The organism is Paracoccus litorisediminis, assembly GCF_009711205.1.
Taxonomy (GTDB): Bacteria; Pseudomonadota; Alphaproteobacteria; order Rhodobacterales; family Rhodobacteraceae; genus Paracoccus; species Paracoccus litorisediminis.
The window spans coordinates 187919-211888 of record NZ_WMIG01000004.1 but is presented as its reverse complement, the minus strand read 5'-3'; the positions used below and the strand labels follow the sequence as shown (position 1 = coordinate 211888).

The following is a 23970-nucleotide window of genomic DNA, read 5'->3' as shown; positions in this document are numbered from 1 at the left end:
TTTCCTTTCGAATGGCGCGGATATACCGTCGCCAAGGGCAAAGGGAAAGTGATGGATATGCTGCAAGCGCTGGGGATGATGTCGGGGACCTCGCTGGACGGGGTGGATGCGGCGATGATCGAAACCGACGGACGCCGGATCGGTGGTTTCGGGCGCAGCGCCTATCGCGCCTATTCGGGCAATGAATCGACGATGCTGCATTCCGCCCTTGGGCAATGGCCGGGTGGGCCGGATGTGGCCGAGGCGGCGGAACTGTCCGTCGCTGCCCATGCCGCATTGGCGGATGACTTCCCCGAGGCGCAGCTGATCGGCTATCACGGCCAGACCCTGGCCCATGACCCGCACGGCCGCGGCACGCATCAGGCCGGCGACGGCGCGGCCTTGGCGCGCAGGCTGGACCGCCCGGTGGTCTGGGATTTCCGCAGCGAGGATGTACGACAGGGCGGCGAGGGCGCGCCGCTTGCACCCTTCTTTCACTGGGCCTGCGCCGAATGGGCGATGGGGCAGGGGCTGCTGCCGCGCGCGCCGGTCGCTTTCCTGAACCTTGGCGGGGTCGGCAACCTGACATGGGTTGATCCCTCGGCCTCCGCGCCCGAAACGGAAGGGGCCTGTATTGCCTTTGATACCGGCCCGGCCAATGCGCCGGTGAACGACCTGATGCGGGCGCGACGTGGTCTGCTGCGCGATGAGGGAGGCGCGCTGGCCGCGGCCGGGACCCCCGATGAAGAGGTGATCACCCGTTTCCTGACCCATCCGCATTTCGCCCGGCCCCTGCCGAAATCGCTGGACCGGGACGCCTTTCCCGATCTGCTGGCAGGGGTCGCGGAGCTGGCGGATGCTGACGCGGCCGCGACGCTGACCCATGCCGCGGCTGCGGCGGTCGCTGCTGGGGTGGCGCTGCTGCCGCAAGCGCCGGAACTGGTGCTGGTCTGCGGCGGGGGGCGGCATAATGGCGCGATGATGGCGGCGCTGGCCGCGCGGTTGCCCTGCCGGGTCGCCCCGGTCGAGGAAGCCGGGCTGGATGGCGACATGCTTGAGGCGCAGGCCTTTGGCTGGCTTGCGGTGCGGGTGCTGCGGGGCTTGTCGACATCGGGGCCGGGCACCACCGGGGCGCCGGGACCGGTCTGCGGTGGGCGCATCAGCCATCCCCGGCTGGGCGGGTAACCAGCCCCGACCGCGCGATCCCCGCCTGCGGCTTACCTATTCGTGATCGAAAAAGCTTCCGCAGGAACGGAACGAAGCGAGATTTCGTGACGTTTCAGAGCCATAGGATGGCCCCGCCGTCACCCCAAGAAAACGACAACCGGAAAGGACATCGTCCATGAAACCCTTTGTCATCGCTGCCGCTGCTTTGGCCTTTGCCGTACCGGCCTATGCACAGACTGCCGCACCCGTGGCCCCCGTCGAGCAGGCCGCCGAGGCTGCCCAGACGGCCGAGACCGCCGCTGAGCAGGCCAAGGACGCAGCCGATGCTGCAGCAACCGAGGCCGGGGCCGCAGCCGAACAGGCGGTGGATGAGGCTGCCTCGGCTGCCGATGCTGCGGCGGATGCTGCGGCAACCGCCGCCGACGAAGCGGCGAATGCCGCGCAGGTAACGGGCGATGCCGCAGCCGAGACTGCCGCCGACGCCGCCAAGGAAGCCGAGGCAGCTGCCTCGGACGCGGCGGATTCGGCGGTTGAGGCGGTGGCCGCCGCTCCGGTGACGCCGCCCGATGTGAACCCGCCCGCGATTTCCGAGGCCGATCCGGGCCTGCTGGGCTCGTGGCTGACCAGCCGCCGCATCTGGACCACCAACCAGCCCTCGTCGACCGATTGGAGCCAGCCCGCGACGCTGGAGCAGCGCCCCGCCGAATGGCAGGACATCGCCAAGGTCAATGATATCGTGCTGAACGATTCCGGGCAGGTGCTGGGCTATATTGCCGATATCGGCGGTTTCCTTGGCATCGGCGCGAAAAAGGTGCTGCTGGGCGTGGACGCGATCCACATGATCTCGGTCGGCAATGACACCTTCTTTGCCACCAACTACACCAAGGAAGAACTGCAGGCCCTGCCTGACTTCGACGAGAAGACCGTCCGCAAGTAACGACGCCTTTGCAAGTGGCATGCGCCAACCGGTTGTGGGGCGTCCTTTGGGGCGCCCCTTTTTGCTTTCCACAGAAGTTTTTTGCGTCGATGTGTTTTTTGCCGAAAACGGCCTTGACGCCACCCGGCTCTCTGCGTAAACCGCCGGCACTCCAGAGACGAACTGGGGAAGCAGAGAGCGGTTGTAGCTCAGTTGGTTAGAGTACCGGCCTGTCACGCCGGGGGTCGCGGGTTCGAGCCCCGTCAACCGCGCCACTCTGCTTCAGGTTTTCGTCAAAAATGATGCGCGGTTGTAGCTCAGTTGGTTAGAGTACCGGCCTGTCACGCCGGGGGTCGCGGGTTCGAGCCCCGTCAACCGCGCCATCATTTCCCTTTAAAATGCAGAAACGCTATGCCCCTTTCGGGGCCGTTTCGCGTTTTCGGCGGATCTTGGCATGGGTATTTGTGAAACGGTGAAGGCGCTCTTGCGACCCGTTGGCAACCTTTCGCACCGGTGCTAGGGGTTTTCAAAGGGGCGCAATCCCCTATGCTGACCGACAGGATCTAGGGAGAAGCCCATGGTGCGGGGAATCGATTACGGCGGGATGATGCATCGGGCCATGCAACGGCTGATTGCGGATGTCCTGAGGGCCGTGGCTGAGGAAGGGCTGCCGGGAGAGCATCATTTCTTCATCACCTTCGACACCCGCGATCCTGATGTCGAAATCGCCGACTGGCTGCGCGAACGTTATCCCGATGAGATGACCATCGTCATCCAGCATTGGTTCGACAATCTGGAAGTGACGCCGGTCGGGTTCAACATCACGCTGAATTTCGGCAACTCGCCCGAGCCGCTGTATATCCCCTTCGACGCGGTGCGGACCTTTGTCGATCCGTCGGTCGAATTCGGCCTGCGCTTCGAAAGCCAGCCCGATGACGACGAGGACGAAGACGAGGAAGAGATCCTTGACGAGGCCGAGGATGACGATGGCGGCGATGATGCGCCCAAGGGCGGTGCCGAGGTCGTCAGCCTCGACAAGTGGCGCAAGTAGCCCGTCACATTCCTGAAACCCGGACGAATTACAGGCGGGCTCTAGCATGATAGCTGGAGGCCGCCTTGTCCGATCTGTCGCTTTTTCTGGGTCAGTTCCTGCGTCGTCCCCGCGAAATTCGCGCGATTGCTCCGACGGGGCGGGCGGTGGCGCGGGAAATGGCGCGGCTGGTCGATCCCCGGATGGAGGCCGTGGCCGAGATCGGCGCGGGCACCGGCACCATCACCAAGGCGATCCTGGCACGCGGTCTGCCGCCAGAACGGCTTGAACTCTATGAGCTGAACGCCGCCTTTTGCAGTCGTTTGCGCCAGCGTTTTCCGGGCGTGCAGGTCCACAACCTGCCCGCACAGGAAATGGTGAATGCGGGGCGGCGGGGGCTGGAAGCGGTGATTTCTGGGGTGCCGACCCTGCCGATGCCGGACGACCTGCAAGCGGCCATTCTGGGCGCTTCGCTGGCAATGATGAAGCCGGGCGCGCCTTTCGTGCAAATCACCTATGGTCCGGTCGTGCCGCTGTCAGAGGCGGTCAGGACGCGCTTTGGACTAAGGCACGAAAAAAGCCGCCGGATCTGGGCGAATCTGCCGCCGGCGCGGGTCTACGTCTTTCGCCAGAAACTGTGATCGCTAACGGCATACATTCGTATACCATTTGCGAATCCGCGGCGTGGGGGATAGAACGCCCGCAAAACCGCGAGGGAATATGACATGACCAATACCCGCACCGAGACCGACAGCTTCGGCCCGCTCGAGGTTCCTGCCGACAAGTACTGGGGCGCGCAGACCCAGCGCTCGATCATCAACTTCCCGATCGGCTGGGAAAAGCAGCCCGTCGCGATCATCCGCGCGCTTGGCATCATCAAGCAGGCGGCTGCCGAAGTGAACATGGCCACCGGCAATCTGGATGCGGATCTGGGCCGCGCGATGGTTCAGGCGGCCTCGGAAGTCGCGGCTGGCAAGTTTGACGACAACTTCCCGCTGGTGGTCTGGCAGACCGGCTCGGGCACGCAGTCGAACATGAACGCGAACGAAGTGGTCTCGAACCGCGCCATCGAGATCATGGGCGGCGTGATGGGTTCGAAAAAGCCCGTCCACCCAAATGACCATGTGAACATGGGTCAGTCCTCGAACGACACTTTCCCGACTGCCATGCACGTGGCCATCGGTATGCAGGCGCGCGACGTCCTGATCCCCGGTCTGGAAAAGCTGCATGCCGCGCTGGTCGCGAAGTCCGAAGAATTCAAGGACATCATCAAGATCGGCCGCACCCATACGCAGGATGCGACGCCGCTGACCCTGGGTCAGGAGTTCGGCGGCTACGCCCATCAGGTCGCCAAGGGCATCGAGCGCGTCAAGCTGGCGCTGGGTGACATCTATGAACTGGCGCAGGGCGGCACGGCTGTCGGCACCGGTCTGAACACCAAGAAGGGCTGGGACACCGCAATTGCGGCGGAAATCGCCAAGATCTCGGGACTGCCTTTCGTCACCGCGCCGAACAAATTCGAGGCGCTGGCCGCGCATGACGCGATGGTCTTCTTCTCGGGCGCGCTGAAAACTGTCGCAGGTTCGCTGTTCAAGATCGCCAATGACATGCGTCTGCTGGGTTCCGGCCCACGCTCGGGTCTGGGCGAGCTGATCCTGCCGGAAAACGAGCCGGGCTCGTCGATCATGCCGGGCAAGGTCAACCCGACCCAAGCCGAAGCGCTGACCATGGTTTGCGCACATGTCATGGGCAATGACGCGGCCATTGGTTTCGCCGGTTCGCAAGGCCATTTCGAGCTGAACGTCTATAACCCGATGATGTCCTATAACGTGCTGCAATCCATGCAGCTGCTGGGCGACGCGGCGGGTTCGTTCACCGACAACATGGTCGTCGGCACGCAGGCGAACATTCCGCGCATCGACAAGCTGATGAAGGAATCGCTGATGCTGGTGACGGCACTGGCCCCGACCATCGGCTATGACAATGCGACCAAAGTGGCCAAGACCGCGCATAAGAACGGCACCACGCTGCGCGAAGAGGCGATTGCCCTTGGTTTTGTCGATGGCGAGACCTTCGACCGCGTCGTGCGGCCGGAACTGATGGTTGGGCCGGAGGATTGAGTTGACCGGAAACGGATCAGCCAAGATCATCAACCTGCGGGCGGCGCGCAAAAGCGCCGCCCGTGATACCGCCCGCAAGCAGGGCGATGCGAATGCCGCGAAATTCGGCCGCAGCAAGGCCGAGAAGCTGACCGACGCCGATGCCAAGGCCCGCGCCGCCCGGCATCTGGACCAGCACCGGCGCGAGGATGGCGACGATGCCTGACCTGCCTGCGATGTCCCCGCCCGTGAAACGATCGGTCACCATCGGCGGACATCGCACCTCGGTCAGTCTTGAAGATGCCTTCTGGCGCGAATTGCGCGATATCGCCAAATCGCAGGAAGAAACGGCGGCCGCGCTGATCGCCGCCATCGACAGCAAGCGCCCGCCCGAGGTCGGACTTGCGACCGCATTGCGGCTGTATGTCCTGTCCGAAGTGCTCAAGCGGCAGTCGCGCGGGGCGTAGTGCTTGCGGCGCGGGCGCTGTCTGACTAAAAGCGCCTGCAATAATCCACAGCAATATTGGGTAGTACCATGGCAGGCCATTCCAAGTGGGCCAACATCCAGCACCGGAAGGGCAAGCAGGACAAGCTGCGCTCCAAGCTGTTTTCGAAACTGGCCAAAGAAATCACCGTCGCCGCGAAGATGGGCGATCCCGATCCCGACAAGAACCCGCGCCTGCGTCTTGCGGTGAAGGAAGCCAAGTCGAACTCGGTCCCCAAGGACGTGATCGACCGCGCGATCAAGAAATCGCAAGGCGGCGACGCCGAGAACTATGACGAGATCCGCTATGAGGGCTACGGCCCGAACGGCATCGCGATCATCGTCGAGGCGATGACCGACAACCGCAACCGTACGGCGTCCAACGTGCGCAGCTATTTCACCAAGCATGGCGGCGATCTGGGCCAGACAGGCTCGGTGAACTTCATGTTCGACCGCAAGGGCGAGATCATGTACGCGGCCAGCGCCGGTGACGCGGACACCGTGATGATGGCTGCGCTGGAGGCTGGCGCCGAGGATGTCGAAAGCGACGAGGACGGCCACTGGATCTATACCTCGGATACCGATCTGGCCGAGGTCTCGACCGCGCTGGAGGCCAGCCTTGGCGAATCCGAGCATGCCAAGCTGATCTGGAAGCCGCAGGCCCCGACCGAGATCGATCTGGAAACCGCGCAGAAGCTGATGAAGCTGCTGGACGCGCTGGAGGAAGATGACGACGTGCAGAACGTCACCGGGAACTTCGACATTCCCGAAGACGTGGCCGCGCAGTTGTAACGCCGCCCCCGCCTTTGGCGGGGCAGTGGGAAAGCAAGGAAACGGGCCGTGATGCATCGCGGCCCGTTTCTTTTTCCGGGCCGGGGCAGGGTGGCTTGCGCCTGCACCGGCAAGCGGTCATGGCTTGCGTCATGAGAGAGATGTCCGAGACAACGCGCCGAGATCTGATCGGCATTTTCTGGATGCTGGCCGCAGGTCTGAGCTTTGTCGCCGTGAATGGCACGGTGCGCTGGCTGGGACAGGCGTTGCCCGCTGCCGAAGGCGCCTTCATCCGTTTCGCCTTTGGGCTGGTCTTTCTGATTCCCCTGCTGCTTCCCGCCTTGCGCCGCGGGTTTACGCCGCGCATCTGGTCGATGTTCGCCCTGCGTGGCGGGTTGCACACGCTGGCGGTGATCCTGTGGTTCTATGCCATGGCCCGCATCACCGTGGCCGAGGTGACGGCGATCGGGTTTCTGAACCCCATCGTGGTGACCATCGGTGCGGCGCTGCTGATGGGTGAGCGGATCTCGTGGCGGCGGGCGCTGGCGATTGCGGTTGCGCTTTGCGGAGCGTTGATCGTGCTGCGTCCCGGTCTGCGGGTGCTGGAGCCGGGGCATATCGCGCAGCTGGGGGCCTCGGTGACGTTCGGCGCGTCCTATCTGGTGGCCAAGCGCCTGTCCGAGCAGGTCCCGGCCGCCGTGGTCGTGGCAATGATGTCGCTGACCGTCTGTATCGGGCTTGCGCCCTTTGCGGCGATGAACTGGGTCCAGCCGACGCTGCTGCAATGCGCCGTGCTGGCCTGCACCGCGTTTTTTGCGACTGCCGGGCATTACGCGATGACGCGGGCCTTTGCCGCGGCACCGCTGACCGTGACCCAGCCCGTCGTCTTTCTGCAGCTGATCTGGGCCAGTCTGCTGGGCGCGCTGGTCTTTGCCGAGCCGGTGGACCTGTGGGTGCTGATCGGCGGCGCGGTGATGATCGGGGCGATCTGCTACATCACCTTGCGCGAGGCGCGGATGCGGCGGGTTGTGACCCCGCCGCCCGATGCGTTGAAGGAAGTCTAGTAGCGGAGCCTGTCGCCACGGGTGCTGCGGCGTCCCGGCTCAAGGCCGATGTCGCGCAGCAGATGCGGCGTGAGGCCGGTGACCGGCGGAGGGCGGTTTTTGCCGCGCCGCAGGGCCGCACGCATCAGCGCAATTCCGACGCGGACCAGTCCGTGATTGTCGATAAGGTCGTCAAGAGGCGCGCGCAGGTCGCGCACGGGGCGTTCTAGAGTCAGTTGCATCTTGTCAGGCCGCCTGCTGACGCAGGTGGCTCCTCTGGTTGGGTTGGATTTGGACATGACGAAGCACGGCGCAAAATTGCGCTGAACGGTCGTCAGTTATGATCGGGAATGCCCTTGGGGCTTTCGGATCGCGTTCCCCAGGCTTTATCGCAGGTTGCGATGCATGCCTTGGTAATCCCAGGAAAGGGCGGCCGGAACGGCGAAAATATTGGTCATGCCAATGCCCTTTCAGTTGGGGTTACGGAACAGGATGATTTTTAGGCATGAATTCTGATTCGGAGCAAGCGGCGAAAATTGCCGCTTGCAAGTCGTCATGGCGAATCGGCAACAGTCAGCCGGAAGTGCGCGCGCGGCCCCCGCTAGCAAGGCGTTGCAGGATGCCCTGCCGGGTCACCGCGCCGCCACCGTCCAGGGCCAATGCATCGGCCCCGGATTCGGTCATGATCCGCATCGCCTCGCGGATCGGGGTGTCGCGAGAGATGGGGCTGCCCGCAGGATCGCCGGCCTCGGCCATGTCGCCCGCGGTCAGGACGGCCAGCGGGTTCATATGGGCCACGAAATCCGCGACATATTCATTGACCGGATTGGCGATGATCTGACGGGCGGTGCCGATCTGGACGATGCGGCCACCCTCCATCAGGGCGATGCGATTGCCCAGACGAAAGGCCTCGTCCAGATCGTGGCTGACGAAAATGATGGTGCGCCGGTCCTGCCGCTGCAGTTCCAGCAACTCGTCCTGAAGGCGGTTGCGGATCAGCGGATCAAGGGCCGAGAAGGGCTCGTCCATCAACAGGATCGGCGCTTCGGTCGCAAAGGCGCGGGCAAGGCCGACGCGCTGCTGCATGCCGCCCGACAGATCCCCCACCTTGCGTTCGGCCCAGTCGGTCAATCCGACGGTGGCAAGCTGGTTGTCGACGCGACGCTGGCGCTCAGCGGCGGGGATGCCCGCCAGTTCCAGCCCCAGCCCGACGTTTTCGCGCACGCTGCGCCAAGGCAGAAGCCCGAATTGCTGAAAGACCATGGCGACCTGACTGCGGCGCAACCGACGCAGCGCCGAGGGGCGGGCGGTGGTGACCGAGGCCATGTGATCGCCGTCCCAGACGCGAACCTCGCCCCGGCAGACCGGGTTCAGCCCGTTGACCGCGCGCAGCAAGGTGGATTTGCCCGAGCCGGACAGGCCCATGAGGACCAGAATCTCGCCCTCGCGCACGGTCAGCGAGCAGTCATGGACGCCCAGAACCTGCCCGGTCTCGGTCTTGATCGGGCCGCGCTCTAACCCCTGATCCATCAGCGGCAGGGCCGCGGTGGGGGCATCGCCAAAGACGATGCAGACCTTGTCGAATTCGACTGCGTTGCGTTCAGTCATCGCGCCGTCCCACCCGAAGCATGCGGTCGAGCATGATGGCCACGACCACGATGATGAAGCCGCTTTCGAAACCGAGCGCGGTATTGACGCTGTTCAACGCGCGCACCACTGGCACGCCCAGCCCCGAGGCACCGACCAGCGCCGCGATCACCACCATCGACAGCGACAGCATGATGGTTTGGTTCAGCCCGGCCATGATCTGCGGCGCGGCCGAAGGCAGTTCGACCTTCCACAGCAATTGGCGCGGGGTCGCGCCGAATGCAGTCGCGGCCTCGACCAGCGGGCGAGGGGTCGAGCTGATCCCCAGATGGGTCAGCCGAATCGGTGCGGGCAGGACAAAGATCACCGTCGCGATCAGCCCCGGCACCATGCCGATGCCAAAGAAGACGATGGCCGGGATCAGGTAGACGAAGGTCGGCAGCGTCTGCATCAGGTCAAGGACCGGTCGCATCCACGCGTAAAGCCGGGGTCGGTGGGCGGCGGCGATGCCCAGCGGCACGCCGATCGCCATGCAGACGACGCAGGCGGCCAGCACCAGCGTCAGGGATTGCATGGTCTCTTCCCAGTAGCCCTGATTCAGGATGAACAGGAATCCCGCAGCGATCAGCAGGCAGGTCTTCCAGTTGCGTTGCAAGGCCCAAGTCAGCGCGACCATGAGTACCGTGAAGATCAGCGGATGCGGAAACTCAAGGGCAGCAAGGATGGCGTTGATCAGCCATTCCATACCGTTCGAGATGGCGTTGAAGATGAAGGCCGCATGGGCGTTCAGCCAGTCGAAGATGGCCTTGGCGGTCTTGCCGACCGGGATCTTGGTCCCGGTCAAAAGCTGGGTCAGTTGGTCCATGCGTCTATCTCTCTCCTGCGTCGGGGTGCCGACCGGGACGGGGCGGGCAAAGGATCGCGCCTTTGCCCGCGTCCGGATTTACTGCGCCAGCGCTGCGTCCAGCGCGGCCGCGGCATCGCCGCCATCAGCGGTGGTGACGCCAGCCAGCCACGGTTTTGCCGCTTCGGGATTGGCCTTCAGCCAGGCCAGCGCCGCCTTGGCCGGTTCCTCGCCATCGTTCAGGATTTTGCCCATGACCTCATTTTCCATGGGCAGGGTGAATTCAAGATTCTGCAGGAATTTCCCGAGGTTGGGGCATTCGCCGACAAAACCGGCACGGGTGTTGGTATCGACGCGCGCGCCGCCGAAATCGGGGCCAAAGATGTCGTCGCCGCCAGCCAGATAGGTCAGCTTGAACTGCGTGTTCATCGGGTGGGGTTCCCAGCCCAGGAAGACGACCGGCTTGCCCGCACCATCGGCGCGCGCGACCTGCGCCAGCATCCCCTGTTCCGAGCTTTCGACGACTTCGAAGGTGCCAAGGCCGAACTTGTCGCCCGCTACCATTTCCAGCAGCAGGCGGTTGCCGTCATTGCCCGGCTCGATGCCGTAGATCTTGCCGTCCAGCGCGTCCTTCTGCGCGGCGATTTTCGCGAAGTCGTCGATGCCCAGCTTGGCCCCGGCCTCGTTCGTGGCCAGCGTGTATTTTGCGCCGACAAGGTTGGTGCGGACCGTGTCGACCGTGCCCGAGTCGCGATAGGGTTTGATGTCGGCTTCCTGCGTCGGCATCCAGTTGCCCAGATAGACATCGACATCACCCTTGGCCATCGCGGTATAGGTGACGGGGACGGACAGGACCTTGATCTCGGTCTTGTAGCCAAGCGCCTGCAGGACAGTGGTGGTCAGCGCGGTGGTCGCGGTGATGTCGGTCCAGCCCACATCCGAGAAGACAACCTCGCGGCAATCCGCCGGTTCGGCGGCCGCGGCCATGCTGGTTGCGGTCAAGGTGAAGGCCAGTCCGGCGACCAGCGCGGTGGCGATGCGACGTTGTGTCATGCTTCTCTCTCCCATGTTTCCATGTAGGTTGGTTTTTTATTGATTGACGAGTCAATCAAAACGCGGCTATCTCCGCTTGCATTCTTGCGCTGCAGACATTGCGGGTGAAGCGAAATGCCCAAGCTTGGTGCAGAGCCTATCCGAAAGGCGGCGTTAATCAACGCCACCATCTCGACGGTGGGGCGTGCCGGATCTTTGGATGTGACGGTCGCGCAAATCGCGCGCGAAGCCGGGATGTCAACTGCCCTCGCTCATCATTACTTCGGCTCGAAGGAGCGGATGTTCCTTGCCGCCATGCGCCATATCCTGAGCCAGTATCGAGAGACAACCTCTATCGCGCTGAAATCGGCGCGAAATCCCCGCGAGCGGCTGCGCGCAATCGTCGGCGCAAGCTTTGATCGCATCCATTTTGAGCATGAGACCATCGCCGCGTGGCTCAGCTTCTATGCGCTGGCTTTGGTCGATGCCGAAGCCGCGCGCCTGCTGCGCGTCTATCACCGCCGTCTGCAATCGAACCTGCTGGTGGCGCTGCGGCCATTGGTGGGTGATGCCGCCGACAGCACCGCCCGGACCATGGGCGCATTGATCGACGGGGTCTATCTGCGCGCGGCTCTAGCCGATGAATATGACGGCCCCGCCGCCGAACGCCTGACATTGGATTATCTGGAGAAAGTCCTGCCATGAGCCATTCCGCCCAGCCCGCCGCCAGCCTGTATATCAACGGAGCGCCGGTCGAGGGGCAGGGGGCGGAACTGGCCGTGCATTACCCCTATACCGGCGAGGTCATCGCCCGGCTGCATGAGGCCAGTGTGGCGCAGGTGGCCGAGGCCACGGCCTGTGCTGCGGCGGCCCAGCCCGCATGGGCGGCGCTACGTCCGATCGAGCGTGGCCGGGTGCTGATGCGCGCCGCCGCGATTATCCGCGAGCGCGCCGAGGAACTGGCCCGGCTGGAAGTGCTGGATACCGGCAAGCCCATTCAGGAAACGCGGGTGGCGGACTGGCCCTCGGGGGCGGATGCGCTGGAATATTTCGGCGGGCTGGCCGCCACCGTGACCGGGCAGATGATCCCCTTGGGCGGCGATTTCGTCTATACGATCCGCGAGGCGCTGGGGGTTTGTGCAGGCATCGGCGCGTGGAACTATCCCAGCCAGATCGCCTGTTGGAAGGCCGCGCCTGCCTTGGTCATCGGCAATGCGATGGTGTTCAAGCCCAGCGAGGAAACGCCGTTGGGCGCGTTGAAACTGGCCGAAATCCTGACCGAGGCTGGGCTGCCCGCGGGTATCTTCAACGTCGTGCAGGGGCGCGGCGCGGTCGGCGCGGCGCTGGTCAGCGATCCGCGCGTGGCCAAGGTCAGCCTGACCGGATCGGTCGCCACCGGGCAAAAGGTCTACGCAGCGGCGGCAGCGGGCATGCGCCATGTCACCATGGAACTGGGCGGCAAGTCGCCGCTGATCGTCTTTGACGATGCCAGTCTTGAGGATGCCGTGGGTGCGGCGATGCTGGCGAATTTCTACTCTTCGGGGCAGATCTGTTCGAACGGGACGCGGGTTTTCGTGCAACGGGGCATCCTGCCCGCATTTCTTGCGCGGCTGTCCGAAAGGGCGGCGCAGATCACGATCGGCGATCCGCTGGACGACGCCACCCAGCACGGGCCAATCGTCAGTCCGGCGCAGCTGCAAAAGATCCGCGATGCCATCGACAAGGGGCTGGATGAGGGGGCGCGACTAGTTTGCGGCGGTCCGGGCGAGGGGGTCTTTGTGCCCCCGACCGTGCTGGCGGACGCGAGCGATGAGATGTGGATCGCACGCGAGGAAATCTTTGGCCCGGTGATGACGGTGCTGGCCTTTGACGAGGAGCGCGAGGTGGTCGCGCGGGCCAATGCCTCGGCCTATGGGTTGGCGGCGGGCGTGTTCACCCGTGATCTGGCGCGGGGGCATCGGGTCGCGGCGGCGTTGCAGGCCGGGACGACATGGATCAATACCTATAACCTGACCCCGGTCGAGGCGCCTTTTGGCGGGGTGAAGCTGTCGGGAATCGGGCGCGAGAACTCGGCCGCCGCGATTGAGCATTATTCGCAGCTGAAATCCGTCTATGTCGGCATGGGGGGCGTCGATGCGCCCTATTGATCGATGTTCCGCCCGTTGCGCGGTCGCGATGGGTATTTGTGAAACGAAGAAGACCGTGGCGTTGCGAGAGGCATGCAGATGACCCCGGATTACGTCATCGTGGGGGCGGGATCGGCGGGTTGCGCGCTGGCCTACCGTCTGGTCATGGCCGGAAAGCGGGTCGATCTGATCGAATATGGCGGCTCGGATATCGGGCCGTTCATCCAGATGCCCGCCGCCCTGAGCTATCCGATGAACATGCGCCGCTATGATTGGGGGTTTTCGTCCCAGCCCGAACCGCATCTGGGCGGGCGGCGGCTGGTCACCCCTCGCGGCAAGGTCGTGGGTGGGTCGAGTTCGATCAACGGCATGGTGTTCGTGCGCGGCCATGCCAAGGATTTCGATCACTGGGCGGAATCGGGGGCCAATGGTTGGGCCTATGCCGATGTGCTGCCTTACTTCAAGCGGATGGAGAATTCGCACAGCGCCGTCAGCGATTATCGCGGGACCGAGGGGCCGCTGCATGTGACGCGCGGCTCGCGTCGCAACCCCCTGTTCAACGCCTTCATCCGGGCCGGTCGCGAGGCCGGCTATGGCGTGACCGAGGACTATAATGGTGCGCGTCAGGAAGGCTTTGGCGCGATGGAGGCCACCATCTGGGAGGGCCGCCGCTGGTCCGCCGCCAATGCCTATCTGCGTCCCGCGCAGGAAACCGGGCGGTTGCGGCTGCGGCGCGGGTTGGCGCGGCGGGTGGTGTTTGAGGACGGGCGGGCTGTCGGTGTCGAGGTCGCAAATACCCGCGGGATCAATGTGTTCCGCGCCAAGGAAGAGGTGATCCTTTCGGCGAGTTCGATCAATACGCCCAAGCTTCTGATGCTGTCGGGGATCGGGCCAGAGGCGCATCTGGCTCAGCACGGGATTGAGGTGCGGGCCGACCGGCCCGGTGTGGGCGCGAACCTGCAGGATCATCTGGAAATCTACATGCAATACAGCGCGACCCAGCCGGTGACGCTCTACAAGCATTGGAACCTGTGGGGGAAGGGCTCGATCGGGGCGCAGTGGATGGCGACGGGGACGGGGCTGGGGGCCTCGAACCAGTTTGAAAGCTGCGGTTTCATCCGCTCGGCCGCCGGGGTCGAATATCCCGACATCCAGTATCATTTCCTGCCTTTGGCTGTGCGCTATGATGGCAAGGCGGCAGCCGAGGGGCATGGTTTTCAGGTCCATGTCGGGCCGATGCGGTCGAAATCGCGCGGCACGGTGCGGCTGGCGTCATCCGATCCCAAGGCCGCGCCCGAGATTCGCTTCAACTACATGTCCCATCCCGATGACTGGGCCGAGTTCCGCGCCTGCGTCCGGCTGACCCGAGAAATATTCGAGCAGCCCGCCATGGCCGGATACAAGGGCCATGAGATCCAGCCGGGCGATGGTGTCGCCAGCGATGAGCAGATCGATGCCTTTATCCGCGAGCATGCCGAATCGGCCTTTCATCCCTGCGGTACGGCGCGGATGGGGCGGGCGGATGATCCGATGGCGGTGGTCGATCCTGAATTGCGGGTGATCGGGGTCGATGGGCTGCGCGTCGTCGACAGTTCAGTCTTTCCGCGCATCACCAATGGCAACCTGAACGCGCCCACGATCATGCTGGGCGAAAAGGCCGCCGATCACATCCTTGGGCAGGGCATGCTGGCCCCCCTGAACCTTGGCCCCGAAACGGCGGCGGGTTGGCAGGAAAGCCAGCGTTCGCAGTGAGTTGCGAGGGTTACTTGTCCTCACCCTTGAGCAGGTCCGCAAGGCCCGCGAAGGGCTTGCGGGTCTCACCATCGGGTTCGGCTTCGGGGGCGTCCAGCGCTGCGCCCGCGGCTCGGGGATACAGCGGCAAGGCCAGCGAAAGGCTCTCGATCATCATGGCTTCGACATCGATGAACGAACCCAGCGGTTCGGTTTCGTCATCGCGCATCTCGACCTCGTCGCCTTCGGGCGTCGTGGCATGGGGCGAGAAGACGCGATGCACGTCCTCGTTCAGCGAGGTCTTGACCGCAGCGAGGGTAACCACGCAGGGTTGCACGACCTTGGCGGACAGGCGGCCGGTCACTTCCCATGCGTCGCTGGCGACGGGACGGATCTCGCCCTTGAAGCGCAGGGCGGGCAGGGCGCTGATGCCAAGCTCGGCCGCGATGGCGGCACGGGCGTCGGCATCGGGGGCAAGCTCGAAGGTGGTGGGTTGCCGAGGGTTCAACTGGGCCACCCGGTAGCGGTTTTGAGAGCGGGCGGTTTGCGTCATGGGGGCCTTTCCGGCGCTTTCGCAGCCGTTACTTGGATATTCTTGAGCGCGGGGCATGAGTTTGCTAAGTCAGTCGCGCGGCGTCAACAGGCGCGTAAGGGACAGGTGCAAGATGAAATTTTCCCGGAGACAGATCATGGCTTTCGCGCTGACTGTTCCCGTTATGCTTGCCGCCTGCACCGCCACCTATCGCAATCACGGCTATGTGCCAGCAGAAGACGAGCTGATGCAAGTCGTTGTCGGCAAGACTAACCAGTCCGAGCTTGACGGGTTGATCGGTCGTCCCAGCTCGCAAGGGCTGCTGACGGGGTCGGCATGGTATTACGTCGGTTCGCGTTGGGAGTATTTCGGGGCGCGAGAGCCGCGCGAAATCAACCGCGAGGTCGTCGCGATCAGCTTCGCCGAAGGCGGGACGGTCACCAATGTCGAGCGTTTCGGGCTTGATCGCGGGCAGGTCGTGGTGCTGTCGCGCCGCGTGACCGACTCGGGGATCAGCAGCATCGGGGTGATCCGGCAGCTGATGGGCAATGTGGGCCGCGTGCAGGCCGGCGACATCATTCAGGACTGATAGTCAGTCCACAGACAAAGCGAAGGGCGCCACAAGGGCGCCCTTCCTCCCTCAGACGGCGTCAGGAACGAAGCGAAGAGCGACGCCGTTGATGCAATAACGCAGACCGGTCGGCGGCGGGCCGTCCGGGAAAACATGGCCCAGATGCGCGTCACAGCGATGGCAGCGCACCTCGGTGCGGGTCATGCCGTGGCTGGCGTCGCGATGTTCGTCGATCGCGCCTCCGGGCCGGGAAAAGCTGGGCCAACCACAATAGCTTTCGAACTTGGCATCGCCGTCGAACAGCCTGGCCCCGCAGCAGACACATTCGTAATGGCCCGGACCCTTGGGAAAGCCCGGATGCGAGAAGGGGCGTTCCGTCCCTGCCTGCCGGGTGACGCGATAGGTTTCGTCGTCCAGTTCGTCACGCCATTCCGCATCGGATTTGATCACGCGATCCGTCATCTTTGCCCTTCATAATGTTGCGCCCGTGTTACAAGATAGGTGCAGGGAGGACAGGAACAAGACGGGCACGCGCCTGTGGGCCGCGCCGTCTTCCGGGTATTGGGCAGGAGCGCCATGATGACATTGCGCAAAGGCCGTTACGACGTCCGAACCGCCGAAACCGCCGAGCAGATCCGCGAGGCGCAGCATCTGCGCTGGCTGTGCTTCATTGGCGCGCGAGACGGCTCTGATCCGTCGCCTGACGCGCTGGATGCCGATGATTACGACAGCCGCTGCACGCATGTGCTGATTCGCGACATCGCTTCGGGGCAACTGGTTGCTTGCTTCCGCATGTTGACCCTGTCGGGCGGCGCGCAGATCGGGGACAGCTATTCGGCGCGCTACTACAACCTGTCCCGGCTGCGCGATTTCGACGGCAAGATGGTCGAGATCGGCCGCTTCTGCATCCACCCCGGCCTGCGCGATCCCGATATCCTGCGCCTCGCCTGGGGGGCGCTGGCACGGCATGTCGATTCCGAAGGCATCGAGATGCTGTTTGGCTGCTCAAGCTTCATGGGCACTGATACGCAGGGCTACGAGGATGCCTTTGCCATGCTGCGGGAACGTCATCTGGCACCGAAACGCTGGCTGCCCCGGGTCAAGGCTCCGAATGTTTTCCGCTTTGCCCGGGCGCTGCGGCTGCGCAAGCCCGATCCAAGGCTGGCCATGGCCGCGATGCCGCCCTTGTTGCGGTCCTATCTGGCGATGGGCGGCTGGGTCAGCGATCATGCGGTGGTCGACAGCCAGCTGAACACCCTGCACGTGTTCACTGGGCTTGAGATCCGGGCTATTCCTCCGGCACGGGCGAAGCTGTTGCGGGCGGCGGGCGCCTAGTCGTCCCCTTTGCAAAGCCCCCCTTTGCAAAAAAGGGCCAAACCGCCTATGAGCCGGGGCCATGAGCGACAGATTCCAGTTTTCCGTCTCGGCCACCGATGGCCGTGCCCGCACCGGCGTGATCCAGACTCCGCGCGGTGAGATCCGCACCCCCGCCTTCATGCCCGTCGGCACTGCCGCCACGGTCAAGGCGATGATGCCCGAATCAGTGCGCGCGACCGGCGCGGACATTCTGCTGGGCAACACCTATCACCTGATGCTGCGGCCCGGTGCCGAGCGCGTCGCGCGGCTGGGCGGACTTCACAAGTTCATGAACTGGGAACGGCCGATCCTGACCGATTCGGGCGGATTTCAGGTGATGTCGCTGTCCAGCCTGCGCAAGCTGACCGAGGATGGCGTGACCTTTGCCAGCCATATCGACGGCAGCAAACACTTCCTGTCGCCGGAAACCAGCATGGAGATCCAGCGGCAGCTTGGCTCGGACATCGTCATGGCCTTTGACGAATGCCCGGCACTGCCTGCGACCGATGCCGAGGTGGCGAAATCCATGCGCATGTCGATGCGCTGGGCGCAGCGCTCGCGCGATGCCTTTGGCGACCGTCCGGGCCATGCGCTGTTCGGCATCATGCAGGGCGGCGTCACCCCCGAACTGCGCGAGGAATCGGCCGAGGCGCTGAAATCCATCGGCTTCGAGGGCTATGCGATCGGCGGTCTGGCGGTCGGCGAGGGGCAGGAGGCAATGTTCGGCGTTCTGGACTATGCCCCCGGATTCCTGCCGGAAAACAAGCCGCGCTACCTGATGGGCGTGGGCAAGCCAGACGATATCGTCGGCGCGGTCGTGCGCGGCGTCGACATGATGGATTGCGTGCTGCCGTCGCGTTCCGGTCGGACCGGGCAGGCTTGGACCCGCCGTGGTCAGGTCAACATCAAGAACGCGCGTCACGCCGACGACCCGCGCCCGCTTGACGAGCATTGCACCTGCCCGGCCTGCACCGGCTACAGCCGCGCCTATCTGCATCACGTCATGCGCGCCGGAGAGATGATCTCGGGGATGCTGCTGACCTGGCACAACCTGCATTACTTCCAGGAGCTGATGGCAGGTCTGCGCGCGGCCATCGCGGCGGGCACGCTGTCCGATTTCGTTGCCCAATTCGAGGCGCAGCGGGCACAGGGTGACATAGAACCGTTGTGAACTGTCACGTCGTGCCTTGATTTTCCACCAAGTCTGGGGGAAGGGCGATGGGTAGTTAAGGCGGATGCCCCGCCCATGTCCCGAAAGTCATCAATGTCCGCCAGCCCAAAACCTGCCCGCCACGAAGACATCCGCACGATCACGACCACGGCCGAACTGGCCGAGTTCTGCGAACTGGCCAAGGCACAGCCCTATGTGACGCTCGATACGGAATTCCTGCGCGAGCGTACTTATTACTCAAAGCTTTGCCTGATTCAGGCGGCCTTGCCCCCGTCCTCCGCCAAGGGCGAAGGCGGGCTGGCCGTCCTGATCGACCCGCTGGTCGAAGGGCTGTCGTTGGAACCGCTTTACGACCTGTTCCGCCACAAGGCGACGGTCAAGGTGTTCCACGCCGCGCGTCAGGATCTGGAAATCTTCTTCCATGACGCGGGTGTGCTGCCCGATCCGCTGTTCGATACCCAGATCGCCGCCATGGTCTGCGGCTTTGGCGAACAGGTCGGCTATGAAACGCTGGTCAAGAAGATCGCGCGGCAGCCGCTGGACAAGTCCTCGCGCTTCACCGACTGGTCGATCCGGCCGCTGTCGGATGCACAGGCACAATATGCGCTGGCCGATGTGACGCATCTGCGCGCGATCTATGAATTCCTCGCCGATCAGCTGAACAAGACCGGGCGTGCACCGTGGCTGGGCGAAGAGGTCGCAGTGCTGCTGGACCCCGAAACCTACATCACCCGCCCCGAAGAGGCATGGCAGCGTATCCGTACCCGCTCGGGCTCGCCGCGTTTTCTGGCCGTGGTGCGCGAATTGGCCCGCTTCCGCGAGGCTTTCGCGCAGGAACGCGACATTCCGCGTGCCCGCGTTCTCAAGGACGATGCGCTGATCGAGCTGGCCTCGACCAAGCCGCTGACCGAGGCTGATTTGGGCAAATCCCGCCTGCTGCTGCGCGAAGCGCGTCGGGGCGAGATCGCCAATGGTATCCTTGCCGCCGTGAAGGCCGGGATCGAATCGAAGGACCTGCCCAAGCCCGCCCCCGATGAGCCCGGCCGCCCCGGCAATGCCGCGCTGTCGGAACTGTTGCGGGTGCTGCTCAAGGCCAAGTCCGATGAGGCCGGCGTCGCGCCGCGCCTGATCGCCTCGGCTGCCGAGCTTGACGCGATTGCATCGGGCGCGCGCGACCTGCCGGCACTGCATGGCTGGCGGGCCGAGGTCTTTGGCGACGATGCCCTGCGCCTTGCCGGGGGCGAAATTGCGCTGTCGGCACATAACGGTGCGGTCAAGGTGGTGACCGTCGCAGGCTGATGGGGACGGGCTAGTTCCCGTCACCCTCGTCGCGGGCGATTGGCTTGACCAACGCCCGCACCAGATACAGCACAATCAGCGCCATGGCCGTGGCAATCATGGCCAGGCGCAGATCACCCGTCCCGCAGCACAATCCGATCGCCCCGCATAGCCACATTGAGGCTCCGGTGGTGATTCCGCGCACATTGCCGCCACTGATGACGATGGAACCCGCCGCCAGAAAGGCCACGCCCGCCGTCACCGCCTCGATCAGGCGCAAGGGGTCGGTGCGCTGCTGGTCTTCGTTGATATTCGAGAAATCGACCAGTTCCATCGCGACCAGCGTGAAGCAGGCCGCTGCAAGGGCGATCAGCATATGGGTGCGCAGACCGGCAGCGCGGGCGCGGACCTCGCGTTCCCAGCCGATCACGCCGCCAAGGATGACCGCCATGCCCAGCCGCAAGACCACCACCCCAAAGGGCAGGGTCATCGGACGCGAGAATTCCCCGGCCAGCTGATCGAGCATCCTGTCACTTCCGTGCGGCTTTTTCCTCGATCCCCGAACGCCCTTCGCGCCGGTCCAGTTCATTTTCGACATCGGCCAGCGTCAGGTCGCGCGCGGCCAGCATCACCAGCAGGTGGTAAAGCGCATCGGCGGCCTCGCTGACCAGTTTCTCGCGGTCGCCCTTGACGGCCTCGATTATCGCCTCGACCGCCTCTTCGCCGAATTTCTCGGCGCATTTTTCGGGGCCTTTGGACAGCAGCTTGGCGGTCCAGCTGGTCTCGGGATCGGCGCCCTTGCGGGCGGCGATGGTCTCGGCCAAGCGGTACAGCGCGCTCATGTCAGCCGCACCGGGATGCCCGCCGCGGCCATATGTTCCTTGGCCTCGCGCACGGTGAAGGTCCCGAAATGGAAGATCGAGGCCGCCAGAACCGCCGAGGCATGCCCCTCCAGCACGCCTTCCGCCAGATGCTCCAGCGCACCGACCCCGCCCGAGGCGATGACGGGGATGTTCACCGCGTCCGATACGGCGCGGGTCAGCGGGATGTTGAAGCCCGATTTGGTGCCGTCGCGGTCCATGCTGGTCAGCAGGATTTCCCCCGCGCCCTTGGCGGCGACAGTGCGGGCGAATGCGATCGCATCGATGCCGGTGGGCTTCCGGCCGCCATGGGTGAAGATTTCCCATTTGCCGGGCGCGACGGTCTTGGCGTCGATGGCGCAGACGATGCATTGGCTGCCGAAACGGTCGGCCGCCTCGGCAATCACGTCCGGGTTCGCCACGGCGGCCGAGTTGAAGCTGACCTTGTCGGCCCCCGCCAGCAGCAGGGCGCGCACGTCGTGATGGCTGCGCACGCCGCCGCCCACGGTCAGGGGCACGAAGCAGGCCTCGGCGGTGCGGGTGACCAGATCGAACATGGTGCCGCGATTTTCATGCGTGGCATGGATGTCCAGAAAACAGATCTCGTCCGCGCCTGCCGCGTCATAGGCGCGCGCGGCCTCGACCGGATCGCCAGCATCCACCAGATCGACGAAATTCACGCCCTTGACGACGCGGCCATCGGCCACGTCAAGGCAAGGGATCACCCGCGTCTTGAGCATCTTGCCCCCTTATGCCAGCGCGCGTAGCGCCTCGCCCAGATTGATCGCGCCATCGTAAAGCGCCCGCCCCGAGATCGCACCCGCAATCACGCGCGTGTCGCGCAGCGCCAGCAGATCCTGCATCGAGCTGACTCCGCCCGAGGCGATGACGGGAATGTTGACCGCCCGCGCCAAGGCCTCGGTCGCGGCGGTGTTCGGACCCTCCATCGCGCCGTCGCGGTCGATATCGGTGTAGATGATGGCAGCCACGCCCGCATCCTCGAACTGGCGGGCCAGATCGGTGGCCATGACGTCGGTTTCCTCGGCCCAGCCGCGGGTGGCGACCCGACCGCCGCGCGCATCGATGCCGACGGCGATCTTGCCGGGAAAGGCCAGCGCGGCTTCGCGCACCAGTGATGGGTTCTCAACGGCAACCGTGCCAAGGATTACGCGGGCAAGGCCACGCTCCAGCCAGCTTTCGATGGTGGCCATGTCGCGGATGCCGCCGCCCAGCTGGACGGGGATGCTGACGGTGGACAGGATCGCGCCGACGGCCTCGGCATTGACCGGGTGACCGGCAAAGGCGCCGTTCAGGTCGACCAGATGCAGCCATTCGGCGCCAGCATCCTCAAAGGCTTTGGCCTGCGCCGCGGGATCGGTTCCGAAAACGGTCGCGGCTTCCATGTCGCCGCGCAGCAGACGAACGCAGTTGCCGTCCTTGAGGTCGATGGCGGGATAAAGGATCATCGCGTCTCTCCTGATGGTTGGCGCCCCTTTGCCACAGAGAGGCGACAATCGGAAGGGGCAGGGCGCCCCGATTGCCCTACGCCACGTCATGCTTGCCTGCGCGCGAGGGCGGAAAGCAATCTCAGCCGCAGGGGACTCGCTCCCCGCATGGGAGGAAAACATGAAGAAACAAATGGCGCTTGCCGCGCTACTGGCGCTTGCTGCCCCGGCCGCGCAGGCCGATGGCATCAGCGGGATCTATCGGACCCAGCCAAATGACAACGGGCAGACCGGCTTCGTCCAGTTCTACGATTGTGGCGGCAAGACCTGCGGCAAGCTGGTCCGGTCCTTTGACAAGGCGGGCAAGGAAATCACCTCGCCGAATACCGGCCGCAATATCGTCGCGAACATGAACGATGACGGCAATGGCAAGTTCTCGGGCGGAACGATCTGGGACCCCGGCTCGAACAAGACCTACAAGTCCAAGATGCAGGTGAATGGCGCGGTCCTGAATGTATCGGGCTGCGTCGCGGTCTTCTGCAAGACGCAGAAATGGACGCCGGTGAAGTAACGCCTCGGCGCATTCTTCGTTTCGGAAATACCCCGGGGGGAAGCCCCTGTCGCCCCATCGAGGGGCGGCAGGGGCTTGGGGGCAGAGCCCCCACTTTCGCGACGCTCGATCCTCAGGGGTTCCAGCGCAGGAAGTTCGCGATGATGCGCAGCCCGACGGCCTGCGACTTCTCGGGGTGGAACTGGGTGCCGACGATATTGTCGCGCCCGACCACTGCCGTTACCGGCCCGCCGTAATCGACGCTGGCCAGTAGGTGCGCCGGTTCGCGGACCTGAAACTGCCAGCCATGGACGAAATAGGCGTGATCGCCGGTCGCGATCCCCTCCAGAACCGGATGGGGCTGCAGCACGGTCAGATCATTCCACCCCATATGCGGCACTTTCAGTCCGGGCGCGCGGATGGCGTCGATCTCGCCGCCGATCCAGCCCAGACCGTCGGTCTCGCGATATTCATGGCCGGTATCGGCCAGCATCTGCATGCCGACGCAGATTCCCATGAAGGGCACGCCACGCGACAGCACTGCCTCGCGCAATGCCTCGACCATGCCGGGAACGGCGTCTAGCGCCACGCGGCAGGCGGGGAAGGCACCATCGCCCGGCAGGACGATCCGGTCCGCAGCACGCACGGCCTCGGGGTCGGCGGTGACAAAGACCTCGGCCCCGGTCTCGCGACCCATCAGGGCGAAGGCTTTTTCCGCCGAATGCAGGTTTCCGCTGTCGTAATCGACCAAAGCGACGCGCATCACAAAGCCCCCTTGGTCGAGGGCAGCACGCCCGCCATGCGCGGGTCGGGCTCGACCGCTTCACGCAGCGCGCGGGCCACGGCCTTGAAGGCGGCCTCGGCGATGTGATGCGAGTTCAGGCCGTGCAGGCGGTCCACATGCAGGGTGATGCCGCCATGCGTCGACAGCGCCTGAAAGAATTCGCGCACCAGTTCGGTGTCGAAGGTCCCGATCTTCTGGGTCGGGAAGTCGACGTTCCAGATCAGGAAGGGCCGCGCCGACAAGTCCAGCGCCGCGCGGATCAGGCTGTCGTCCATGGCAAGGTGAAAGCTGCCATAGCGGCGGATGCCCTTTTTGTCGCCAAGCGCCTTGGCCAGCGCCTGCCCGATGGCGATGCCGCAATCCTCGACCGTGTGGTGGTCGTCGATATGCAGGTCGCCTTTGGCGCGCACCGTCAGGTCGATCAGCGAATGGCGCGACAGCTGGTCCAGCATATGGTCGAAAAAGCCCACGCCGGTCTGGTTGTCGTATTTGCCCGTACCGTCCAGGTTCAGCTCGACCTCGATCTGCGTCTCGGCGGTGTCGCGGGTGATGGTTGCGCGGCGCATCGTTCTCTCCGTTCGGGACCCCAAGCCTTATAGGCAAGCATCCTTTGA

General features: G+C 64.5%; 29 protein-coding genes and 2 tRNA genes. 19 read left to right on the top strand and 12 right to left on the bottom strand.

Going from position 1 to position 23970, the window contains the following annotated elements; all coding sequences use genetic code 11:
- Window positions 1-51: 51 nt before the first annotated feature.
- The 11 genes from GL300_RS11080 to GL300_RS11030 all read left to right on the top strand — a co-directional run bounded on the left by GL300_RS11080 (window position 52) and on the right by GL300_RS11030 (window position 7510).
- On the top strand, window positions 52-1164 hold the full coding sequence (locus GL300_RS11080) for an anhydro-N-acetylmuramic acid kinase (protein WP_394207718.1): 1113 nt from the start codon (window positions 52-54) through the stop codon (window positions 1162-1164).
- A gap of 157 nt (window positions 1165-1321) precedes the next feature.
- Complete coding sequence (locus GL300_RS11075; RefSeq protein ID WP_155039680.1) at window positions 1322-2083, top strand: PRC-barrel domain-containing protein; 762 nt, start codon at window positions 1322-1324, stop codon at window positions 2081-2083.
- 177 nt (window positions 2084-2260) lie between these two features.
- Window positions 2261-2337 (top strand) — tRNA-Asp (locus tag GL300_RS11070).
- A gap of 31 nt (window positions 2338-2368) precedes the next feature.
- Window positions 2369-2445: transfer RNA gene (locus GL300_RS11065), tRNA-Asp, on the top strand.
- A gap of 194 nt (window positions 2446-2639) precedes the next feature.
- Window positions 2640-3113 (top strand): SspB family protein, encoded by a 474-nt coding sequence (locus GL300_RS11060; protein WP_155039679.1) that lies wholly within the window; start codon window positions 2640-2642, stop codon window positions 3111-3113.
- A gap of 65 nt (window positions 3114-3178) precedes the next feature.
- The gene (locus GL300_RS11055) at window positions 3179-3733 is read left to right on the top strand and encodes a class I SAM-dependent methyltransferase (protein WP_155039678.1); all 555 of its coding nucleotides are present in this window, start codon (window positions 3179-3181) and stop codon (window positions 3731-3733) included.
- An 84-nt stretch (window positions 3734-3817) separates the two neighbouring features.
- The gene (gene fumC, locus GL300_RS11050; RefSeq protein WP_155039677.1) at window positions 3818-5212 is read left to right on the top strand and encodes a class II fumarate hydratase; all 1395 of its coding nucleotides are present in this window, start codon (window positions 3818-3820) and stop codon (window positions 5210-5212) included.
- 1 nt (window position 5213) lies between these two features.
- Window positions 5214-5417, top strand: a complete 204-nt coding sequence (locus tag GL300_RS11045; protein WP_155039676.1) for a DUF4169 family protein — start codon at window positions 5214-5216, stop codon at window positions 5415-5417.
- Window positions 5410-5658 (top strand): ribbon-helix-helix domain-containing protein, encoded by a 249-nt coding sequence (locus GL300_RS11040; RefSeq protein ID WP_155039675.1) that lies wholly within the window; start codon window positions 5410-5412, stop codon window positions 5656-5658. Before GL300_RS11045 ends, GL300_RS11040 begins: the two co-directional genes overlap by 8 nt.
- 68 nt (window positions 5659-5726) lie before the next feature.
- The gene (locus GL300_RS11035) at window positions 5727-6467 is read left to right on the top strand and encodes a YebC/PmpR family DNA-binding transcriptional regulator (protein WP_155039674.1); all 741 of its coding nucleotides are present in this window, start codon (window positions 5727-5729) and stop codon (window positions 6465-6467) included.
- A gap of 140 nt (window positions 6468-6607) precedes the next feature.
- Window positions 6608-7510 (top strand): DMT family transporter, encoded by a 903-nt coding sequence (locus GL300_RS11030; RefSeq protein ID WP_394206984.1) that lies wholly within the window; start codon window positions 6608-6610, stop codon window positions 7508-7510.
- On the opposite strand, the gene GL300_RS11025 is transcribed toward GL300_RS11030, so the two are convergent.
- From GL300_RS11025 to choX, 4 genes are all read right to left on the bottom strand, one after another.
- Complete coding sequence (locus GL300_RS11025) at window positions 7507-7731, bottom strand: hypothetical protein (protein WP_155039673.1); 225 nt, start codon at window positions 7729-7731, stop codon at window positions 7507-7509. The two genes, GL300_RS11030 and GL300_RS11025, sit on opposite strands and share 4 nt — an antisense overlap.
- Window positions 7732-8062: 331 nt before the next feature.
- On the bottom strand, window positions 8063-9097 hold the full coding sequence (gene choV / locus GL300_RS11020; RefSeq protein WP_155039672.1) for a choline ABC transporter ATP-binding protein: 1035 nt from the start codon (window positions 9095-9097) through the stop codon (window positions 8063-8065).
- The gene (choW, locus tag GL300_RS11015) at window positions 9090-9941 is read right to left on the bottom strand and encodes a choline ABC transporter permease subunit (RefSeq protein WP_155039671.1); all 852 of its coding nucleotides are present in this window, start codon (window positions 9939-9941) and stop codon (window positions 9090-9092) included. Before choW ends, choV begins: the two co-directional genes overlap by 8 nt.
- Window positions 9942-10019: 78 nt before the next feature.
- The gene (choX, locus tag GL300_RS11010) at window positions 10020-10973 is read right to left on the bottom strand and encodes a choline ABC transporter substrate-binding protein (RefSeq protein ID WP_155039670.1); all 954 of its coding nucleotides are present in this window, start codon (window positions 10971-10973) and stop codon (window positions 10020-10022) included.
- 114 nt (window positions 10974-11087) lie between these two features.
- Between choX and betI the strand changes: the two genes are divergently transcribed.
- The 3 genes from betI (at window position 11088) to betA (ending at window position 14830) form a co-directional block, all read left to right on the top strand.
- Window positions 11088-11657 (top strand): choline-binding transcriptional repressor BetI, encoded by a 570-nt coding sequence (gene betI, locus GL300_RS11005; protein ID WP_155039669.1) that lies wholly within the window; start codon window positions 11088-11090, stop codon window positions 11655-11657.
- Window positions 11654-13099 carry a betaine-aldehyde dehydrogenase gene (betB, locus tag GL300_RS11000; RefSeq protein ID WP_155039668.1) on the top strand — a complete coding sequence of 482 codons (1446 nt, stop codon included), beginning with the start codon at window positions 11654-11656 and terminating at the stop codon, window positions 13097-13099. The genes betI and betB overlap by 4 nt, the downstream gene beginning before the upstream one ends.
- Before the next feature lie 78 nt (window positions 13100-13177).
- Window positions 13178-14830 (top strand): choline dehydrogenase, encoded by a 1653-nt coding sequence (gene betA / locus GL300_RS10995; protein WP_155039667.1) that lies wholly within the window; start codon window positions 13178-13180, stop codon window positions 14828-14830.
- A 10-nt stretch (window positions 14831-14840) separates the two neighbouring features.
- On the opposite strand, the gene GL300_RS10990 is transcribed toward betA, so the two are convergent.
- A complete protein-coding gene (locus tag GL300_RS10990; protein ID WP_155039666.1) occupies window positions 14841-15362 on the bottom strand; it encodes a YceD family protein in 522 nt (173 codons plus the stop codon).
- Between the two features lie 136 nt (window positions 15363-15498).
- Between GL300_RS10990 and GL300_RS10985 the strand changes: the two genes are divergently transcribed.
- The gene (locus GL300_RS10985) at window positions 15499-15930 is read left to right on the top strand and encodes an outer membrane protein assembly factor BamE (RefSeq protein WP_225612118.1); all 432 of its coding nucleotides are present in this window, start codon (window positions 15499-15501) and stop codon (window positions 15928-15930) included.
- A gap of 51 nt (window positions 15931-15981) precedes the next feature.
- Here GL300_RS10985 and msrB read toward each other — a convergent pair whose 3' ends face one another.
- A complete protein-coding gene (msrB, locus tag GL300_RS10980) occupies window positions 15982-16374 on the bottom strand; it encodes a peptide-methionine (R)-S-oxide reductase MsrB (RefSeq protein WP_155039664.1) in 393 nt (130 codons plus the stop codon).
- A 114-nt stretch (window positions 16375-16488) separates the two neighbouring features.
- Here msrB and GL300_RS10975 point away from each other — a divergent pair, with 114 nt between their 5' ends.
- From GL300_RS10975 to rnd, 3 genes are all read left to right on the top strand, one after another.
- Window positions 16489-17247, top strand: a complete 759-nt coding sequence (locus GL300_RS10975; RefSeq protein WP_155039663.1) for a GNAT family N-acetyltransferase — start codon at window positions 16489-16491, stop codon at window positions 17245-17247.
- A gap of 61 nt (window positions 17248-17308) precedes the next feature.
- On the top strand, window positions 17309-18439 hold the full coding sequence (gene tgt / locus GL300_RS10970; RefSeq protein WP_155039662.1) for a tRNA guanosine(34) transglycosylase Tgt: 1131 nt from the start codon (window positions 17309-17311) through the stop codon (window positions 18437-18439).
- Between the two features lie 129 nt (window positions 18440-18568).
- Window positions 18569-19738, top strand: coding sequence for a ribonuclease D (rnd, locus tag GL300_RS10965; protein ID WP_192336428.1), 1170 nt, complete (start codon window positions 18569-18571; stop codon window positions 19736-19738).
- A 10-nt stretch (window positions 19739-19748) separates the two neighbouring features.
- On the opposite strand, the gene GL300_RS10960 is transcribed toward rnd, so the two are convergent.
- The 4 genes from GL300_RS10960 to hisA are packed head-to-tail and all read right to left on the bottom strand — an operon-like array spanning window position 19749 to window position 22043.
- Window positions 19749-20243, bottom strand: coding sequence for an MgtC/SapB family protein (locus tag GL300_RS10960; RefSeq protein WP_155039660.1), 495 nt, complete (start codon window positions 20241-20243; stop codon window positions 19749-19751).
- Between the two features lie 4 nt (window positions 20244-20247).
- Window positions 20248-20559 carry a phosphoribosyl-ATP diphosphatase gene (locus tag GL300_RS10955; RefSeq protein ID WP_155039659.1) on the bottom strand — a complete coding sequence of 104 codons (312 nt, stop codon included), beginning with the start codon at window positions 20557-20559 and terminating at the stop codon, window positions 20248-20250.
- On the bottom strand, window positions 20556-21317 hold the full coding sequence (hisF, locus tag GL300_RS10950) for an imidazole glycerol phosphate synthase subunit HisF (protein WP_155039658.1): 762 nt from the start codon (window positions 21315-21317) through the stop codon (window positions 20556-20558). Before hisF ends, GL300_RS10955 begins: the two co-directional genes overlap by 4 nt.
- A 9-nt stretch (window positions 21318-21326) precedes the next feature.
- The gene (gene hisA, locus GL300_RS10945; RefSeq protein WP_155039657.1) at window positions 21327-22043 is read right to left on the bottom strand and encodes a 1-(5-phosphoribosyl)-5-[(5-phosphoribosylamino)methylideneamino]imidazole-4-carboxamide isomerase; all 717 of its coding nucleotides are present in this window, start codon (window positions 22041-22043) and stop codon (window positions 21327-21329) included.
- A gap of 160 nt (window positions 22044-22203) precedes the next feature.
- On the opposite strand from hisA, the gene GL300_RS10940 reads away from it, so the two are divergent.
- Window positions 22204-22593, top strand: coding sequence for a DUF2147 domain-containing protein (locus GL300_RS10940; RefSeq protein ID WP_155039656.1), 390 nt, complete (start codon window positions 22204-22206; stop codon window positions 22591-22593).
- A gap of 112 nt (window positions 22594-22705) precedes the next feature.
- On the opposite strand, the gene hisH is transcribed toward GL300_RS10940, so the two are convergent.
- Both hisH and hisB read right to left on the bottom strand, forming a co-directional pair.
- Window positions 22706-23335 carry an imidazole glycerol phosphate synthase subunit HisH gene (gene hisH / locus GL300_RS10935; RefSeq protein WP_155039655.1) on the bottom strand — a complete coding sequence of 210 codons (630 nt, stop codon included), beginning with the start codon at window positions 23333-23335 and terminating at the stop codon, window positions 22706-22708.
- The gene (gene hisB / locus GL300_RS10930) at window positions 23335-23922 is read right to left on the bottom strand and encodes an imidazoleglycerol-phosphate dehydratase HisB (RefSeq protein WP_155039654.1); all 588 of its coding nucleotides are present in this window, start codon (window positions 23920-23922) and stop codon (window positions 23335-23337) included. The genes hisH and hisB overlap by 1 nt, the downstream gene beginning before the upstream one ends.
- Window positions 23923-23970: the final 48 nt, after the last annotated feature.